The sequence below is a fragment of the Priestia sp. 179-F W1.4 NHS genome, assembly GCF_045369295.1.
GTDB lineage: Bacteria > Bacillota > Bacilli > Bacillales > Bacillaceae_H > Priestia > Priestia zanthoxyli.
The window spans coordinates 973,190-988,871 of record NZ_JBIQFF010000001.1 but is presented as its reverse complement, the minus strand read 5'-3'; the positions used below and the strand labels follow the sequence as shown (position 1 = coordinate 988,871).

At 39.8% G+C, this 15,682-nt stretch carries 17 protein-coding genes and 1 riboswitch; of the genes, 7 read left to right on the top strand and 10 right to left on the bottom strand.

The annotated features are described in order from the left end of the window. Positions 1-23: 23 nt before the first annotated feature. The 3 genes from ACH0CI_RS05050 to ACH0CI_RS05040 form a co-directional block, all read right to left on the bottom strand. Positions 24-290 (bottom strand): hypothetical protein, encoded by a 267-nt coding sequence (locus tag ACH0CI_RS05050; protein WP_406900953.1) that lies wholly within the window; start codon positions 288-290, stop codon positions 24-26. 36 nt (positions 291-326) lie between these two features. Beyond that, on the bottom strand, positions 327-2,405 hold the full coding sequence (gene ggt / locus ACH0CI_RS05045; RefSeq protein WP_154989833.1) for a gamma-glutamyltransferase: 2,079 nt from the start codon (positions 2,403-2,405) through the stop codon (positions 327-329). A gap of 409 nt (positions 2,406-2,814) precedes the next feature. After that, a complete protein-coding gene (locus ACH0CI_RS05040) occupies positions 2,815-3,312 on the bottom strand; it encodes a tetratricopeptide repeat protein (protein WP_028415012.1) in 498 nt (165 codons plus the stop codon). A gap of 173 nt (positions 3,313-3,485) precedes the next feature. Between ACH0CI_RS05040 and ACH0CI_RS05035 the strand changes: the two genes are divergently transcribed. Next, positions 3,486-3,572, top strand: coding sequence for a YjcZ family sporulation protein (locus ACH0CI_RS05035; protein ID WP_016765201.1), 87 nt, complete (start codon positions 3,486-3,488; stop codon positions 3,570-3,572). Positions 3,573-3,761: 189 nt separating this feature from the next. On the opposite strand, the gene ACH0CI_RS05030 is transcribed toward ACH0CI_RS05035, so the two are convergent. From ACH0CI_RS05030 to ACH0CI_RS05015, 4 genes are all read right to left on the bottom strand, one after another. Beyond that, the gene (locus ACH0CI_RS05030; RefSeq protein ID WP_016765202.1) at positions 3,762-3,842 is read right to left on the bottom strand and encodes a YjcZ family sporulation protein; all 81 of its coding nucleotides are present in this window, start codon (positions 3,840-3,842) and stop codon (positions 3,762-3,764) included. Positions 3,843-4,169: 327 nt separating this feature from the next. Then, positions 4,170-5,489 (bottom strand): TrkH family potassium uptake protein, encoded by a 1,320-nt coding sequence (locus tag ACH0CI_RS05025; RefSeq protein WP_335706756.1) that lies wholly within the window; start codon positions 5,487-5,489, stop codon positions 4,170-4,172. Positions 5,490-5,492: 3 nt separating this feature from the next. After that, entirely contained in the window at positions 5,493-6,152 is a 660-nt protein-coding gene (locus tag ACH0CI_RS05020) for a potassium channel family protein (protein ID WP_028415014.1), read from the bottom strand. Positions 6,153-6,276: 124 nt separating this feature from the next. Continuing rightward, positions 6,277-6,421: riboswitch (cyclic di-AMP (ydaO/yuaA leader) on the bottom strand. A gap of 115 nt (positions 6,422-6,536) precedes the next feature. Then, positions 6,537-6,995, bottom strand: coding sequence for a carboxymuconolactone decarboxylase family protein (locus ACH0CI_RS05015; protein ID WP_028415015.1), 459 nt, complete (start codon positions 6,993-6,995; stop codon positions 6,537-6,539). Between the two features lie 120 nt (positions 6,996-7,115). On the opposite strand from ACH0CI_RS05015, the gene ACH0CI_RS05010 reads away from it, so the two are divergent. Then, positions 7,116-7,571: an Lrp/AsnC family transcriptional regulator gene (locus ACH0CI_RS05010; RefSeq protein WP_406900951.1), complete on the top strand. Its 456-nt coding sequence runs from the start codon at positions 7,116-7,118 to the stop codon at positions 7,569-7,571. Between the two features lie 288 nt (positions 7,572-7,859). Here the strand turns inward: ACH0CI_RS05010 and ACH0CI_RS05005 are convergent, their stop codons facing one another. Both ACH0CI_RS05005 and ACH0CI_RS05000 read right to left on the bottom strand, forming a co-directional pair. Next, positions 7,860-8,762 carry a peptidyl-prolyl cis-trans isomerase gene (locus ACH0CI_RS05005; protein WP_335706754.1) on the bottom strand — a complete coding sequence of 301 codons (903 nt, stop codon included), beginning with the start codon at positions 8,760-8,762 and terminating at the stop codon, positions 7,860-7,862. After that, on the bottom strand, positions 8,759-10,033 hold the full coding sequence (locus ACH0CI_RS05000; protein WP_335706753.1) for a S1C family serine protease: 1,275 nt from the start codon (positions 10,031-10,033) through the stop codon (positions 8,759-8,761). Before ACH0CI_RS05000 ends, ACH0CI_RS05005 begins: the two co-directional genes overlap by 4 nt. Positions 10,034-10,255: 222 nt before the next feature. Here ACH0CI_RS05000 and ACH0CI_RS04995 point away from each other — a divergent pair, with 222 nt between their 5' ends. Continuing rightward, a complete protein-coding gene (locus ACH0CI_RS04995; protein ID WP_335706752.1) occupies positions 10,256-10,927 on the top strand; it encodes a response regulator transcription factor in 672 nt (223 codons plus the stop codon). Then, complete coding sequence (locus ACH0CI_RS04990; RefSeq protein WP_028415020.1) at positions 10,924-12,273, top strand: sensor histidine kinase; 1,350 nt, start codon at positions 10,924-10,926, stop codon at positions 12,271-12,273. Before ACH0CI_RS04995 ends, ACH0CI_RS04990 begins: the two co-directional genes overlap by 4 nt. A 35-nt stretch (positions 12,274-12,308) precedes the next feature. Here the strand turns inward: ACH0CI_RS04990 and cuyA are convergent, their stop codons facing one another. Then, the gene (cuyA, locus tag ACH0CI_RS04985) at positions 12,309-13,301 is read right to left on the bottom strand and encodes a D-cysteate sulfo-lyase (protein WP_406900950.1); all 993 of its coding nucleotides are present in this window, start codon (positions 13,299-13,301) and stop codon (positions 12,309-12,311) included. Positions 13,302-13,451: 150 nt separating this feature from the next. Here cuyA and ACH0CI_RS04980 point away from each other — a divergent pair, with 150 nt between their 5' ends. From ACH0CI_RS04980 to ACH0CI_RS04970, 3 genes are all read left to right on the top strand, one after another. Beyond that, entirely contained in the window at positions 13,452-13,970 is a 519-nt protein-coding gene (locus ACH0CI_RS04980; protein WP_028415022.1) for an acyl-CoA thioesterase, read from the top strand. 74 nt (positions 13,971-14,044) lie between these two features. After that, on the top strand, positions 14,045-14,725 hold the full coding sequence (locus tag ACH0CI_RS04975; RefSeq protein WP_335706751.1) for a GntR family transcriptional regulator: 681 nt from the start codon (positions 14,045-14,047) through the stop codon (positions 14,723-14,725). Next, the gene (locus ACH0CI_RS04970; RefSeq protein ID WP_335706750.1) at positions 14,722-15,663 is read left to right on the top strand and encodes a DMT family transporter; all 942 of its coding nucleotides are present in this window, start codon (positions 14,722-14,724) and stop codon (positions 15,661-15,663) included. Before ACH0CI_RS04975 ends, ACH0CI_RS04970 begins: the two co-directional genes overlap by 4 nt. Positions 15,664-15,682: the final 19 nt, after the last annotated feature.

Here is a 15,682-nt window from a genome sequence, read left to right as displayed (position 1 = left end):
TTTTCATTGATACAGCCCCTCATCTATTTCTTATGCAAAAATGATGCCAACTTTGTTTGTAGCATTCTATCAGTCTTTTTATCACAGTTTTTCTTACACATGCCAAAAAAACTGTCGATTTCTACAACTTTTTGGCAAACTACGCAAATTTTTTTGTCGTTTGGTTTAAAATCGCCAATTTTATTTGCTTTCTTAAAAAGGAGTGAGCCAATATATAAATGAAACCTACGTTTACCATCGCAATAAAAAAATCCGAACGCTTTAGATTCTCTATCAAGAATCAAACGCATTCGGATCTTCCTTCAACTAAGCTACTTTTATTCCATTTAATTTGTAATAACGTCTCCGTCTTCATCATCGCCGGTATCGTTTTCACCAGGATCTTTTTCTAATGAGACTACTTTCTTTTCTTCATCCCATTTCACTTTGTAGCCAAGTGATTTGGCTACTTTGATAACCGATAAATAGGAGTGGTGATTTGGCTTATACAGCTTTAAATCACTCGAATCAATGACGCCTAATCCTAGCAGCAGGCGGTCGGACTGAACGTAAGGCTTTCCATCAATCAGTTTTACTTGCTTATCAGTAAATGGATACACGGCACGGTTGACTTCGACCGTAAACTCTCCTTTTTTCTCTTCTTTAATTGGTTTTGGCTGTTTGGATACATATTTAATTGCGTCTACTCCTAATACAGTGCCTTGGCGCGTATTATCAGCACCTCCGTACATTTTCCCCGTTTCATAGTCATAGATAACCGCTTGGACATTTCCAATATGCTCTGGCTTTTCTTCAAACGCATGTCCTTTAGCCATCATTTCAAGGAGTGTATCTTGGCTAAAGCCAGGTTCCCATCTTACGGTTGGATAGCCGCTTGAATAAATACGAGGCGTTAAAATCGCTTTTTGAATCGGCATCTTATGGTCAATAACATTCATAATCGTTTCTGCTACAGACGCAATAATGGTTGGGCCTCCCGGTGAACCAATTGCCATGAACGGCTTTCCGTCTTTTAACAGCATCGTTGGAGACATGCTGCTTCGAGGGCGTTTTTTAGGCTCAACCTGGTTCACGCCTCCCGGAGTGGCATCAAAATCCGTCATTTCATTGTTGAGCATAAATCCGTAGTCAGGAACCATAATTCCTGAACCAAAAACTTGTTCAATGGTAGTCGTGTAAGAAACCATGTTTCCCCATTTGTCTACAACAGAGAAATGAGTCGTTTGGCCGATTGGATTTTCTTCCGTTACCGTTGCTTTATTTGGATTTTCTTTTCCTTCATATTTCCAAGGGTCTCCTTCTTTAACATTAGGCGTTGCTTTATTTGGATTAATTAATTTACGACGTTCTTTAATATAATCTTCATCTAACAGGCCTTTTTTCGGCACTTCGTAAAAGTCTTCATCTGCCATATACGCCGCGCGGTCCGCAAAAGCTAAGTGCATCGCTTCCGTTAAATGCTGCAAATACTGTGGCGTATTGGAACCCATTTTTTCTACATCATAACCTTCCATTAGCTTTAAAATTTGCTGCACGGTTAATCCGCCGGAGCTAGGAGGAGCCGCACTAACCACATCGTAGCCTCGGTAAGTTGTTTTGACCGGCTCGCGTTCTTTTACAACATAATTTTTTAAATCATCCATGGTCATGCTTCCATCGCGTTTTTGAACTTCTTTAACAAGCGCTTTTCCAATTTCTCCTTTATAAAGAGCGTCTGACCCTTCTTTTTGAATAAGCTTTAATGTTTTCGCAAGATCAGGCTGAACAAGCTTATCTCCTTCTTTTAACGGCTTGCCATTCGGTACAAATACATTACCGGCCGTTTGGTATCTTTCAAGCTTGTCCGCATTTTCATCGATATACTGAGCCATCGACCAATTCACTTTAATTCCTTGTTCCGCTTGAGTAATAGCAGGTTTAATAACATCTGATAAGTCCATGGTTCCATAATCTTCAAGGGCTGTTTCTACTCCTTTTAACGTGCCAGGAACTCCAACTGCTTTTCCTGTTATGTGACGTTTACTGAAAGGAATGACTTTTCCTTTTGAATCTAAAAACAGCTTAGGCGTGACATCAGCCGGTGCCATTTCACGGCTGTCTAGCATCGTAATTTTATCTTTCTTTTTTTCATAAATCATCATAAAACCGCCGCCGCCGATACCAGACATCATCGGTTCCACAACGTTTAGAGATAGTTGAATGGCCGCTGCCGCATCTACAGCGTTTCCGCCTTCAGCTAACACTTTCCTCCCCGCTTCAGCAGCCAGCGGGTGAGATGCCGCTACAATTCCTTGTGTAGCACCCCGTTTCATTGAATGGTCGACACCCGGAACTTCAGCAGCAGCTGGTGTGACAACTAAACATAAACTAAATAACGTAATAGCCAACATCTTCATAACCTTCATCTGGGTCTCCTCCTTCAAATACATTATTTCGCATCGCCTGAGACGATGGATTTCACGAAGAATAAATTGGTTTATTATGATATTTTTTACATATGCGTATAAATAAAAAGCAAAGTAAATCATACCTTTGCTTTTTTAGTTAATCGCATGTTTAACTTTTCTCTCTATTCATTTACAATTATCTATATTTTCTAACAATTTATCCATAGGCTGATAGTTTCTTACTATTTTTGGAACTATGTAGACTGAACGCTCTAATAATGTAGAAAATCTAGCAGTTAAGAAGTCGTTCGACTTACATGCACTTCTTAAATTTTTTATAAATATTCTTATTGTTATATAAAAAGCAATCCTTTATGAAAATCAGCATACGTTTTCTGAAAATCAAAAATAAAACAGGACTTTAGATTTATCGTCCTGTTTGGAGCATGTTTTCGACTTTTTTAATGTCCGCGTGCGTAGGATTGATTTCCCGAGCATAGGCGATTTGTTCTTTCGCTTTTTCCATTTCTTTTAATTGAATATAGGTTTTGGCGAGTTCGAGCGGCAGCATAATCCCTTCAAAACCAAGATCTTGCGCCTTCTGCAAATAAAACAGCGATTTTTCGTAATTCCCTCCAAACATAAGCGGAGTTTCCCGATATTTTATTCCTCGAACGAAGTGCGCCAAGCTTGAAGATGGATTTAATGTTAATGCCTGATGAAGAGCCCGGTCCATTTCTAAGTTCAATACCATTTTTTCAAAGATAATTGATTCTTCAATTTGCTTTGCTAAACAAACGGCTAAGTAACAGTACAAATCAGATGCTTGAGGTTTTTTCTTCATTTCTTGTTGAATTTCGCGCTTGATCTCTTTCCACTTTCCCTCTTCTAGCTGATTCATGACGTATTGTGCATGTATTCCCACCTGTTTGCCCTCCTTTTCCTCTTTATCATAAAGGATTTCTGCGTAAATGAAAAAAGTAAGTGTTCTCCATTCTTCACAAAAAACGTTACCATTAAAAAATAGGCAAATTTCTCAATCACTTAACCCAATTAGTACATAGGATATAGAGACTTTTATTAAAGGAGGTTACACATATGGGCGCAAAAGGCGGTTTTGGTTTTTCATTTATCGTTGTTTTATTTATCCTATTAGTAATCGTAGGGTGTTCTTGCTACTACTAATTTCTAGAGAGGATGAACATCATTCATCCTCTCCTATTTCAAAAAAAACCATGCTTTCGCATGGCTACATACCGATTAGATGAATGAGTAGAGGAACTCATTGTTCGGCAATATTGAAGAAATTTTTGGTTTTTACTTCCGCCTAGTATGCCCTTTTTGACGGGGGCTATGCGCAAATAAAGTTAACGTTTAAAAGCGAAAGCCAGACGCACCTACAATAACAAGTAAAACAAATAACACAACGATTAACGCAAAATTTTGTTTTCCCACGTACCATCCCTCACTTCCTGTTATCTGCTTTTAGTGTATGCAACAGCTTGGCAAAATGTTTAGGACAGGGGTGCGGATTTTTCCAATGAGAAAAACCTTCAAATTTCGCCAAAAAAAGTGAATCATATTTTTGTTTCTTTCGTTATATATAGTAGGAGATTTTTTTACTATAAAAAAGGAGGGGCTTTAATGCGCCGACATTCCAAATTGCCCATTGTTCTTGTTTTTGCCTTCTTTTTATTCATCGCAACTGTTTTGTGCGTAACCTCTTATATGTCTTGAACGTATAAATAATATAAAAAAATCGCCTCATCGAAGGCGATTTTTCTATCCTAGCATTATATCTTCGTTTGGATAGCGAACGGCTTCACGCTTTTGCTTAGATAATGAAAACGCAAGCGTTAATGGCCCCACTTTTCCTAAAAACATGATAAAGATAATAATCACGCGTCCAAAGTACGAAAGTGCAGGAGTCGCTCCCATCGATAAACCTACTGTTCCAAACGCAGAAACAACTTCAAACATAATTTTTACAAACGGCAGGTTTTCCGAAATATTTAATAGGAAGATGGCCCCAAACACAAACATAATTGAAATCATCGTAATGGCTAGTGCCTTAAACACATGAAGAGGAAGAAGTCGTCTCTTTAGCAGCACAATATCTTCCCTGCTTCGTAAAAATGCCCATACAGAAAAGACAATCACCACAAACGTCGTGAGTTTGATACCCCCTCCTGTTGACGCACTCCCTGCACCAATGAACATCAATAAAACCATTAAAAACACCGTTGCGTCATGCAAATGAGCTAAATCAATTGTATTAAAGCCAGCGGTTCTTGTTGTTACCGCTTGAAAATAAGAAGCCCATACTTTGTCTCCTAATGATAAATTTCCGAGCGTATGCGAATTGCCGTACTCTAAGAAAAAAATAAAAAGCATGGCAATCACGTTAATGGCGAACGTGCTGATAATCATAATTTTTGAATGCAGCGTTAGTTTTTTATACGATTTTTTCACCCACATATCAGCAAGGACGGTAAACCCTAACCCACCAATAATAAAGAGAAAAGAAATCGTGATGTTAATAATAGGATCTCCTACATACTGAACTAAGTTATCAGACAGTAGTCCGAACCCTGCGTTATTAAAAGCCGAAATCGAATGAAACAAGCTAAAGAACAGCCCCTTAGACCATCCGAATTCCGGAACCCAGCGTATCGCTAAAAAGAGCAGTGCAACAAACTCAATTAAAAATGAAAAGATGAACAACCTTTTAACTAGCAGCACAACTCCACCGACGCTCGTCTGATTTAATGCCTGCTGAACGAGCATACGCTCTTTAAATCCAATTTTTTTACCTAGCATCATAAAAATCAGCACGGCAAATGACATAATGCCGAGACCGCCTATTTGAATTAACAGCATAATAATCGTTTGACCGATGACGGTAAAACGCGTACCTGTATCTACGACGGCTAAGCCGGTCACTGTCATAGCGGAAGTAGATGTAAAAAGGGCGTCTACCCACCGGATTGGCTCAGTAGTAGAAAAAGGCATCATCAATAGAAGAGCACCAATAATAATTCCTCCGCCAAAAATGGAGACAAGCAGCTGCGGAGGAGTGAGTTTAATGATTTGTTTTTTCATGAGTTAAACTCCTTCTTCTTCAAAACGGTTCAAATCGCGATTATGTCCGATAACAATCAGCATATCTCCTTGTTCAATTATTTCATGCGCGGTAGGCGAAATCACCATTTCCCCGTCTTTTCGCTGAAAGCCGATAATATTGCAGCCGTACTTGGCACGAATGTTCAAATCAAACAGCGTTTTATTATGAAGCTTTTTAGAAGCGACAATTTCGACAATACTATAATCCTTTGACAGTTCAATGTAATCAATGATCTTTTCTGACACCACGTGATGAGCAATCCGCTTCGCAATATCGCGCTCAGGATGAATGACTTTGTCCGCTCCTATTTTCTCCAGCACTTTTTGATGATACATATTCACCGCTTTTACCCATACTTGCTTAACGCCCATATCTTTTAAAAGCATCGTTGCAAGCACGCTTGCTTCAATATCGTCTCCAAACGAAATAAGAGCATGATCAACGTTACGAATGCCTAGCCCTTTTAAGCTAGCTTCATCAATTGCGTTCGCTTGCACGACATATGTAGCTGAGTTGCTATATTTCTTTACTACCTCCTGATTGCGGTCAATAGCGAGCACATCCACATCCAAATTAGCAAACTCTTCAACCAAACTGCCTCCAAAACGACCTAATCCCAATACAGCAAACTGTTTTTTCATAATGTATTTATTCCTTTCTTCAACTGCTGTGTGTTCTCTTAGCTTATACTTTTTCTAAAAAATTACATGTTTTTCTTAAAAAAAGCGCAAAAAAACACAGGAAGGCTCCTGTGTTTTTTCACACTCTTCCCCCTCAAAACGCTTGCGAAGTTAGCTGTCGGGTTCGGGTTTTAAGAGTAACCCTACCTTTTTAAGGATTCACCCCGGAGCACAATATGTGCGTAAATAATGGGTCCTCCGCTCCGTAATGGATTAAGCGATTTTTATTCAAATGTCTATGATCTATTTTTTAGAATAATCGACTCGATTCATGATACGTTTCACTTCACGAAAGCTATCTTACTCCTGTGGATTTTGTCTGTCAAGATATTTTTAGGGAAGACATCACTTGCGCTGCAAACTGCAAAAATCATATAAATCTAAACTGACAATCAGTTTGTGAAATTGATCAAACAAATTAATAACAGCCAAAAGCTCTAATAGCTGCGTATCACTGTAAAATTTCTTTAATTGATCCATATCAGCATCCGTCAAATCCCTTGGACGCACTCGGTATACATCTATAAATCGAAACAGCAGTCGATCTTTTTCTTCCAGCTCTTTTTCTCTTAACACTTTTTGATTAAGCGTCTTATCGCCTACATATGACATGCTCATACACGTCTCACAGCCGTTAACACCTGCTAGATAAAGCCTGATTTTTTCCTTAGTCTCTCTTTTTACTATATCACTGTTCCAAAGCTTGTCGTATAGCTCATCATACAACCTTTTTACATCTGGAATTAAATTCAGTGCTTTTTCAAAATTTGTTCCCTCTTCGTTTGTTAACAAAACTCTTGCCATTTTTCACTCACTCCTTTTTAATTATTATAGTAAAAAAAATGGAGATTTCAGATAACAAATAAAACATATTATCTGCTATTACTAATCAAATGAAACATTAATATGAAAGAAGGTTTTCAATTGAAAATTGATGAAATTGATTTATCGATTTTGCAGGCACTGCAGCAAAACAGCCGTCTTTCCTTAAGAGAGCTAGGAAAACAAATTAGCCTGTCTCCTCCTTCAGTGGCAGAGCGAGTAAGACAGCTAGAGAGCTTTGGTATTATAAAAGGATATACAATCGATATTGATTATGAAAAGCTGCAGTTGCCCGTCTCGTGTTTTATTGAAGTAACCATGAAAAACGGAGAGCACGAGCGTTTTAAAAGATTTATTTCTCAGTATCCCTATGCTTTATTCTGTGAACGCATCGCCGGACAGGCTTGCTTCATTACAAAGCTTCAGCTTCCTCACCTGCACGTACTCGAGCAATTTATTAACGAAATTACACCTTATGCCAAAACGATTTCACACATCGCCCTTTCTCACGTGGAGATGTCTTCTGCATTATTGAGTCATTTAAAAGATGAAAAGTGATTGAAACATACGTTCACCGTACTAACGAAAAGATCCGAACGATTCATCGTTCGGATCTTCTTTCCACTAAACTAATTCTGTCCTAGCCTCTTTTATTCGTCCAAAAGCATAAAAAATAACCCTCCAAAGCTGGAGGGTATAAATTTTCCGAATAATGAAAGTTTTACAATTTCATTCTATCAGGTACCGACATTTCTGTCTACTTAAAAATGTAAAAGAGCTCTCTATTAATAGAAAGCTCTTTTACCTGCTTGTTTTTTGAAAACAATCAATCTATATAAAAGGGAACTACCTAAGGTTGAAAGTCACGTGAAACCTTGGTAGTTGATCCTGGATATACCGGTTGATATGATTCAAAACAAGTTCTTTCATCATTTCTTCTTTGACTTCTGATTCCGTTTTTTTATCTTTTTGTTTTAAAATAAGAATATAATAGACTTTACCCATTTTAATGGGCTTACTACACTCTCCGATGTGCTGTTTTTTTAAAACATCTATAAAAGAGGGAGATAGATTCGAAAGCTTTAGATTATCATCATTCTCTATTTTGCTGATGGTCTGGACATCAGCATATTTTTTTTGAACGTCTTGAAGCGATGTTCCTTTTTGCAGCTCAGCCGCAACGGTCTCGGCATCATGTAAAGTTGTAAAAGTTAGCTGCGAAAAAGATACGCGCGTTACATCATTCTCAATACGTGTATAGTAAGCGTCTAGTTCATCAGACGTAATTTGTTTACGGAAATATTCTTCTAATTTAAACTGATTTATTAGCTGTTTAGTTACATCGCTAGAACGAATGTGCAAGACTTCATAGCCTTGTTTTCTTGTATCTTCGTCATATGAACGTTTGATTTGTTTCCACATATCCTCGACTTTTTTCTGTACCCTGTCACTTGTCTTTAGATGCGAAATTAAGATTTTTTGCATGACAAGCTGCCGCAATAACTCTTTGCGGTAGCCTGTATCATTTAGCGGAGCATCGGGATTTAAGAACCCTTCAACTGCTAAAAAACGATTGAATTCAGCTCCTGTCACCTTTCCTCCTTCATACGCTGCCACTTCTTTAGCAGAAGATAGCTGACTAATTTCTACAGAAGGAAACATCGTGTTTGAATGCTTCCCTCCGCAGCCTGTTAAAAATCCGAACGCTGTTAATACTGCTAGCAGCAGCTTTAACGGTGCTGAACTCATCCATTGTTATCCTGCTGCTCTGAAAGCTTCAGAGAAATAGTTTGTTTTTTTCCATTTCGGTACACGTCTAATTTTACCGTGTCTCCTACTTTGCGTTTTGTGTATAGATATTGACGTAAATCACTGGATGTTTTGACTTCATTTCCATCGATGGCAACAATCACGTCTTTTGATTGTAAACCAGCATCAGAAGCAGAAGAGAATGGTTCAACCGTCGTTACGACAACTCCTTCAGACGTATCGCTTGTTAGGCCTAGCTGATCTTGTTTTGTTGCAGCTGAAAGCTGACCTACATCTTGAAGACCTACCCCCATATATGGACGCGTTATTTTTCCGTTTTTCATCAGCTGTTCAATTGTTGGCTGCACTTCATCACTTGGAAGAGCAAAGCCGATTCCTTCTACATTGTCTTCTGAAATTTTCATACTGTTGATACCAACTACTTCACCGGAAGAATTGATCAGGGCACCGCCGCTGTTTCCTGGATTAATCGCCGCATCCGTTTGAATTGCATCTACGTTCCAATTCTCTGAAATAGGGACAGAGCGTTTTGCTGCGCTCACGATACCTTGTGTGACCGTACGAGAAAATTGTTCACCAAGAGGGTTTCCGATTGCAAGAACCGTTTCACCCGCCACTAAATCTGATGATTTTCCGAACTTCGCCACTTGTTCAACATTTTTGTCGGACATTTCAAGCACCGCTAAATCCGTTAGCGCATCAGCTCCCACAATTTTAGCTTTTTCTTTTTGCCCGTTTGAAAGTGACACTTCTACTTCGCTTGCGCCGTCAATAACGTGGTTATTTGTTACAACGTATGCTTTTCCATTTTCTTTTTTGAAAATAACACCGGAACCCGTTCCTGCTTCTTGCGTTTGGGTATCTCCAGAAAATGGATTTGTTTGCTGCTGGATGTTGTTCACGCCTACAACAGCGGCTGATACTTTATTTACAACTGAAACAAGATCTGACTGATTCACGGTGGTGCTTACTGTTCGAGGCGTTGTGCTCGTTGTTGCTGCCGTTTGAGTCTGCGTTGTTTGATTCACTGTATGCGTATCCGCTGAATCCATTAACCCTAGCTGCGGAGCGCCGTATAGCACAATTCCTCCCCCTAGCACTGCTCCCGCGATGGAAGATGCGATCACTGGAAATAAGCGTCTTTTTGGAGGCTGTGATGATGACGCAGGCTGATACTGATCATAGCGCCGCTGGCGGTTTTCATATTCTTCTTTTCGTTCTTCCTCTCTTTCATAATCACGTGGATCCATGAAAATCACTCCTTTTAACGTAGCAAATTTTATGTTATCTATACTATAAAATAAAAGTTTGGGATAAGTATCAAAACAATATGTGAAATTGTGAAAAATTTCTTTATAACAGCAAACACGTAGTATAATAGCGGGTACATAAACCTTTAAAGAAACGCGCATAGATGGCGCAATATGCTTTATTTACCTTAATTTTCATATATTCAGAGGAAGGTGTCAAATTTGAGCTTTACACTATATTTAGTAGAGGATGAACAAAATTTAAACGAAGTTTTAACCCTTTACCTTCAAAAAGAAGGCTGGGACGTTCGCTCATTTTTTAACGGCACGGACGCAAAAGAAATGATTGCAACTCCTCCGCACCTGTGGATTTTAGATATTATGCTGCCTGATATTGACGGGTATCAGCTCATTCGCGAAATCAAGCAGCAAACGCCACATGTGCCTGTTATTTTCATTTCAGCACGCGATGCCGATATTGACCGGGTTCTTGGACTTGAAATGGGCAGCGACGACTATTTATCAAAGCCTTTTTTGCCTCGTGAACTAGTTATTCGAGCAAACAAACTGCTAAACCTCGTATATGGTTCCACTCAAAAGAAAACCGATACCATTACGCTGACTCCTTATGAAATCGATTTACATACGCGTACAGTCAGTGAAAATGGAAAGCCGATTGATTTGACGTCTAAAGAATTTGATTTTCTTGTCACTATCTCAAAAGACCTTGGACAGGCTTTTTCACGGGAGCAGCTGTTGAATCTCATTTGGGGAGAAGATTATTTCGGCACAGACCGAGTGGTGGATGATTTAGTGAGGCGCGTGCGTAAAAAAATGCCGCAAGCACGAATTGAAACGATTTACGGATACGGATACCGGATGATGAAAGCATGAAAAACAAGTCGCTTGCATTTCAAATTTGGCTCGTCATCTCGGGTATTTTACTGCTCATTTCAATTTTGCTCGCTATTTTATTCCCAACGACGCTTAGGCAGTTCTTCACGAATGAAATTTATACCACTATTGAAAATGAACAGCATATTTTAAAAGAATACGGCCTGCCAAGCCGCTCAGGTGAATACTACTTTAGCAATGAAGACAGTGAACCAACGCTTGGCAATCGAACCGTGGATCATATTTTATTGCCTGAACATGCGGATATCTCTTATTTTTCATCACGGGTGTTGCCTCAAGACTTTTTGAGAAAAGCACAGGAAGATGCAATCAGTCAGCGGAAAATCGTCGCTCGCTATGAAAAAGATCTCGGCAACCGGACGCTTTTTTATGTGATTCGAAAAGTAAGCGTAAACGGACAGCCTGCTTTTTTACTTTCATTTTCGTGGGATACGTATCGCAACGCGCTCACTTCTACTCTTTTTAAACAGCTGCTTCTTGTCATTTCAATTGTATTTCTATTCAGCTGGCTTCCATCTATTTGGCTATCAAGATACTTAAGCAAGCCGCTTGTATCGCTTGAAAAAGATGTAAAAAAAATCGCCGAACAAAATTGGCATGAACCTGTTACAGTCAACCGTTCCGATGAAATCGGCAAGCTAGGCGCGTCCATCGAGCAAATGCGCAAAAGGCTCGTATCTAAAGATGAAGCACAGCAAACGTTGCTTCAAAATATTTCACATGATTTAAAAACACCGGTAATGGTTATTCAAAGCTACGCTCAGTCGATTCAAGACGGCATTTATCCAAAAGGTGATTTATCCCAAACGGTAAAAGTCATTGAAGATGAATCCAAAAATCTTGAGAAAAAAATCCGTGATTTACTTTACTTAACCAAGCTTGACTATATGTCCACTCACCAGCTTGCACAAGACGACTTTGATTTTACTGCACTTCTTCATGAAGTAGTGGATCGCTTGCGGTGGAGGCGCCCTGAAATACAGTGGGAATTTGACGACGTAAATGCAACGATTAAAGGAGACAAAGAGCTGTGGACAAAAGTCCTTGAAAATGTACTCGACAATCAGCTGCGCTATGCTGATACGAAGGTTTCACTTTCACTTACTAAACACCAAACGAACGTTCAATGTACCATCAGCAACGATGGTCCGCCGATTGATCAAAGCGTGCTTCAACACTTGTTTGAACCGTTTAAAAAAGGAGCAAACGGTGAATTCGGTATTGGCCTAAGTATCGTAAAGCGTATTGTTACGATGCACGATGCAGCCATTACGGCTGAAAACACAGACGCCGGAGTGACGTTTTCACTTACTATTCCTATATAAACTAAAAAGGCAAGGGAGTCGACTCCCTTGCCTTTTTATGAAAAAACCGATGTATATGCATAAAGAGCTGGTGAACCCCCGGAGTGAATGAACACCACATTCTCATCTTTTTTAAAATAACCTTTTCGAATTAAATCAATCAGGCCGGCCATCGCTTTTCCCGTATACACAGGATCCAATAAAATTCCTTCCGTACCGGCCACAAGTTTGACTGCTTCCACCATCTCTTCTGTTGGAACAGCATAGCCTGGACCGACATATTCATCCATACAAACAATATCTTCTTTTTTAAAAGGCGTTTTGCTATGTAAATGATCATAAAGTTCACTCGTCAGCTTGGCAACTTTCATTTCTTGCTCTTCTTTAGCACGACTCACATTCATTCCAATAACAGACACCCCGCTTTGAAGGCCTTGAAAGCCTGCCACTAGCCCTGCGTGCATGCCTCCGCTTCCGCTTGTGCAAACTACGTGGCTAAGCTTTATTTGTTGCTCATAGCTTTTCATAAGCAGCTCCTGTGCGCAGGCAGCGTAGCCTGTTGCACCGATAACATTTGAACCTCCTACGGGGATTAGGTACGGCTTATGACCTTTTTCACTTAGCTCGCGCGCTACTTTTTCCATTTCCGCTGTCAAATCCGAACCTTCAGCGACAAACCGCATGTCATGAGCGCCTAATAAATGATAAAGAAAATAGTTTCCCGTCGGCTGATCACTTGCTTTATTTTCCCCTTCTTCTAATACGAGCACGCATTTCATTTGCTCTTTTACGGCAGCAGCAAGCGTCAAACGACAGTGATTGGATTGTATCGCACCGCACGTTACAAGCACGTCTGCCCCTTGTGCTTTTGCATCAGCTACTAGATATTCAAGCTTACGCGTCTTATTTCCGCCCCCTGTCAGTCCAAGCATATCATCGCGCTTCATATAAATTGAAGGTCCGTTTAACTGCTGAGATAAAACCGATAGCTTTTCTAAAGGTGTAGGGGAATCCGTATATTTTCTTCTAGAAAATTGCGTTAAGTTCATGCTCTCATCCTCTCTTTCATATTTGTTCTATTTTACCATATAGAAGCTTTTGAAGAGCTTTTTACGAAAGGGCTTTCTATAACTTGTATACATAAGAACAAGTAGTCAACATACATTAAACCATATAAACAGTTTGAAGGAGTGTTTTCAATGAGTGAAAAAGCAGTACTTTGCAGCGTCTCACGAGTAGTCAAATCACAGCACATTTTTCCAAATGACCTAAACAATCACCACACCCTTTTTGGCGGCAAAATTGTCGCTGACATGGACATGACGGCTTCTCTTTCAGCAGCTAAACATTCCAGAAAGTCGTGTGTTACAGCTTCCATTGATCATGTTGACTTTATCGAGCCCGTCACAGAAGAAGATTTTATTTCATATGAGGCATTCGTTGTTGTCACAGGAAAAAGTTCCATGATTATTTTTGTTAAAGTCATTGCCGAAAATTTGTTAACGGGCATTAAACGTATTGCTGCTACTTCTTTTCTTACCTTCGTCGCATTAGAAAATGGGAAGCCTGCTCCCGTTCCTCAAGTTATTGCTCAAACTGAAGAAGAAAAAAGCCTTCAAAAAGTAGCTCTTGAACGAAAAGAGTCCAAAAAAACGCAGGTTGAGCACAGCAAAGCAATTGCGCGCATCTTATCTAAATCTTTGCGCAGCAGTAATTAAGCTCTTCATCTAAAAAGCAGCTGTCTGCTTTTTAGACGAAGTTTTTTAGATTTCACATTGTTATTTAATGTGATATGCGATATATTGGTTTTATGAAAAATAACATTCAACCTCTCAAACGACTTTCCCTACGGGAGGAAGTCTATCAAACACTTAAACACAATATCGTTATGCTTGAATTTCAGCCGGAACAAAAGCTTCAGGATAAAGAACTGGCTGAGCAATTTGGAGTTAGCCGCACTCCTGTTCGAGAAGCATTAAAAAGGCTCGAAGATGAAGGCCTTGTACAAACGACACCTGGTTCTTCTACAAAAGTGGCTCCATTAAACCTTGAGGAGGCAAAACAATCCTTTATTGTCGTCGCAGCTCTTCATGCACTTGCTGCTAAGCTGGCTTGTACTTCGTTACAAGAAGAAGATATGGGCGAATTAATCAAACATAATCAATCTCTAGAACATGCAATCAAAACAAAAAATGTACTGAAAGCGATCGAAGCGGATGAAGCATTTCATTCCGTTTTTTTAAACCGGGCGAATAATTTAGAGCTAGAACGTGTTGTAAAACAAACAAGCGCCAAAATTCAACGTCTGGAAATCGCTCGCTTTTCTTCTCTTGCTAGCCTTGCTTCCGTTGATCAGCACAAAGAAATCATAAATGCTTGCCGTCAAAAAGATTCCGCACTGACATCACAGCTTGTCGAAACAAACTGGCTGACACTAGGTGAAGCGCTGACAAGTGAGGAGGAAGCAAAGTGAAGCCTCTTTTATTAGGCGTTGCTGCATCATTCTTTTTTGCTTTTACATTCGTTTTAAATCGAGCGATGGATTTATCTGGAGGCAGCTGGGCATGGAGCGCATCTCTGCGCTATTTTTTTATGGTACCTCTTTTGCTTATGCTTGTTTATTTTTGGGGTGGCATCAAACCTGTGGTGGCAGAAATAAAAGCCCAGCCGCAAAAATGGCTGCTATGGAGCACGGTCGGATTTGGCTTATTTTACGCTCCTCTTTGTTTTGCTTCCGCCTACGGTCCCGGCTGGCTTATTGCAGGAACTTGGCAAATCACGATTTTATCGGGGTCTCTCCTAGCTCCTTTGTTTTACAAGGAAGGAAAAAAGCGAGGAGCCATTCCTTTCAAGCAGCTAGGTTTTTCGTTTATTATTTTAATAGGAGTTGTGCTCATGCAACTTGAGCATGCGACTGAACTGTCGGCGGCTACTGCCTTGCTTTGTACGATTCCCATTTTAATTGCGTCTTTTGCGTATCCGCTTGGCAACCGTAAGATGATGGAGCTGTCGGCGCTTAATACGTTTCAGCGCGTGCTTGGAATGACGCTTTCAAGCCTGCCGTTTTGGATTATTCTTTCTGTCTATGCCTACTTGACCGATGGACTACCAAAACCAACTCAGATGTATCAAAGCAGTTTAGTTGCTTTACTTTCAGGAGTGTGTGCAACGATTTTATTTTTTGCGGCAACTGACCTTGTGAAAAAAGATTCTCACAAGTTAGGTGCAGTTGAAGCTACACAATCGATGGAAGTTTTATTTGCCCTGCTAGGAGAGGTCTTCCTTCTATCAAGTCCTTTGCCATCGATTCTTTCTTGGGTTGGAATGGGAGTTATCGTAGCAGGCATGGTGCTTCACAGCTACCAAACGAGTCATAAAAAAGCTATACCTCAAAAAGAATTGACCTACTAATCAATAACAAAAAAGAGCG

Excerpts from the sequence above, each read along its gene's own strand:
- ACH0CI_RS05000 (WP_335706753.1), bottom strand. The coding sequence starts at position 10,033 with ATGGATCCACGTGATTATGAAAGAGAGGAAGAACGAAAAGAAGAATAT.
- ACH0CI_RS05035 (WP_016765201.1), top strand. The coding sequence starts at position 3,486 with ATGGGCGCAAAAGGCGGTTTTGGTTTTTCATTTATCGTTGTTTTATTT.
- ACH0CI_RS04980 (WP_028415022.1), top strand. The coding sequence starts at position 13,452 with ATGAGTGAAAAAGCAGTACTTTGCAGCGTCTCACGAGTAGTCAAATCA.
- ACH0CI_RS05020 (WP_028415014.1), bottom strand. The coding sequence starts at position 6,152 with ATGAAAAAACAGTTTGCTGTATTGGGATTAGGTCGTTTTGGAGGCAGT.
- ACH0CI_RS05015 (WP_028415015.1), bottom strand. The coding sequence starts at position 6,995 with ATGGCAAGAGTTTTGTTAACAAACGAAGAGGGAACAAATTTTGAAAAA.
- ACH0CI_RS05025 (WP_335706756.1), bottom strand. The coding sequence starts at position 5,489 with ATGAAAAAACAAATCATTAAACTCACTCCTCCGCAGCTGCTTGTCTCC.
- ggt (WP_154989833.1), bottom strand. The coding sequence starts at position 2,405 with ATGAAGGTTATGAAGATGTTGGCTATTACGTTATTTAGTTTATGTTTA.
- ACH0CI_RS05005 (WP_335706754.1), bottom strand. The coding sequence starts at position 8,762 with ATGAGTTCAGCACCGTTAAAGCTGCTGCTAGCAGTATTAACAGCGTTC.
- ACH0CI_RS04990 (WP_028415020.1), top strand. The coding sequence starts at position 10,924 with ATGAAAAACAAGTCGCTTGCATTTCAAATTTGGCTCGTCATCTCGGGT.
- cuyA (WP_406900950.1), bottom strand. The coding sequence starts at position 13,301 with ATGAACTTAACGCAATTTTCTAGAAGAAAATATACGGATTCCCCTACA.
- ACH0CI_RS05050 (WP_406900953.1), bottom strand. The coding sequence starts at position 290 with ATGCGTTTGATTCTTGATAGAGAATCTAAAGCGTTCGGATTTTTTTAT.
- ACH0CI_RS04975 (WP_335706751.1), top strand. The coding sequence starts at position 14,045 with ATGCGATATATTGGTTTTATGAAAAATAACATTCAACCTCTCAAACGA.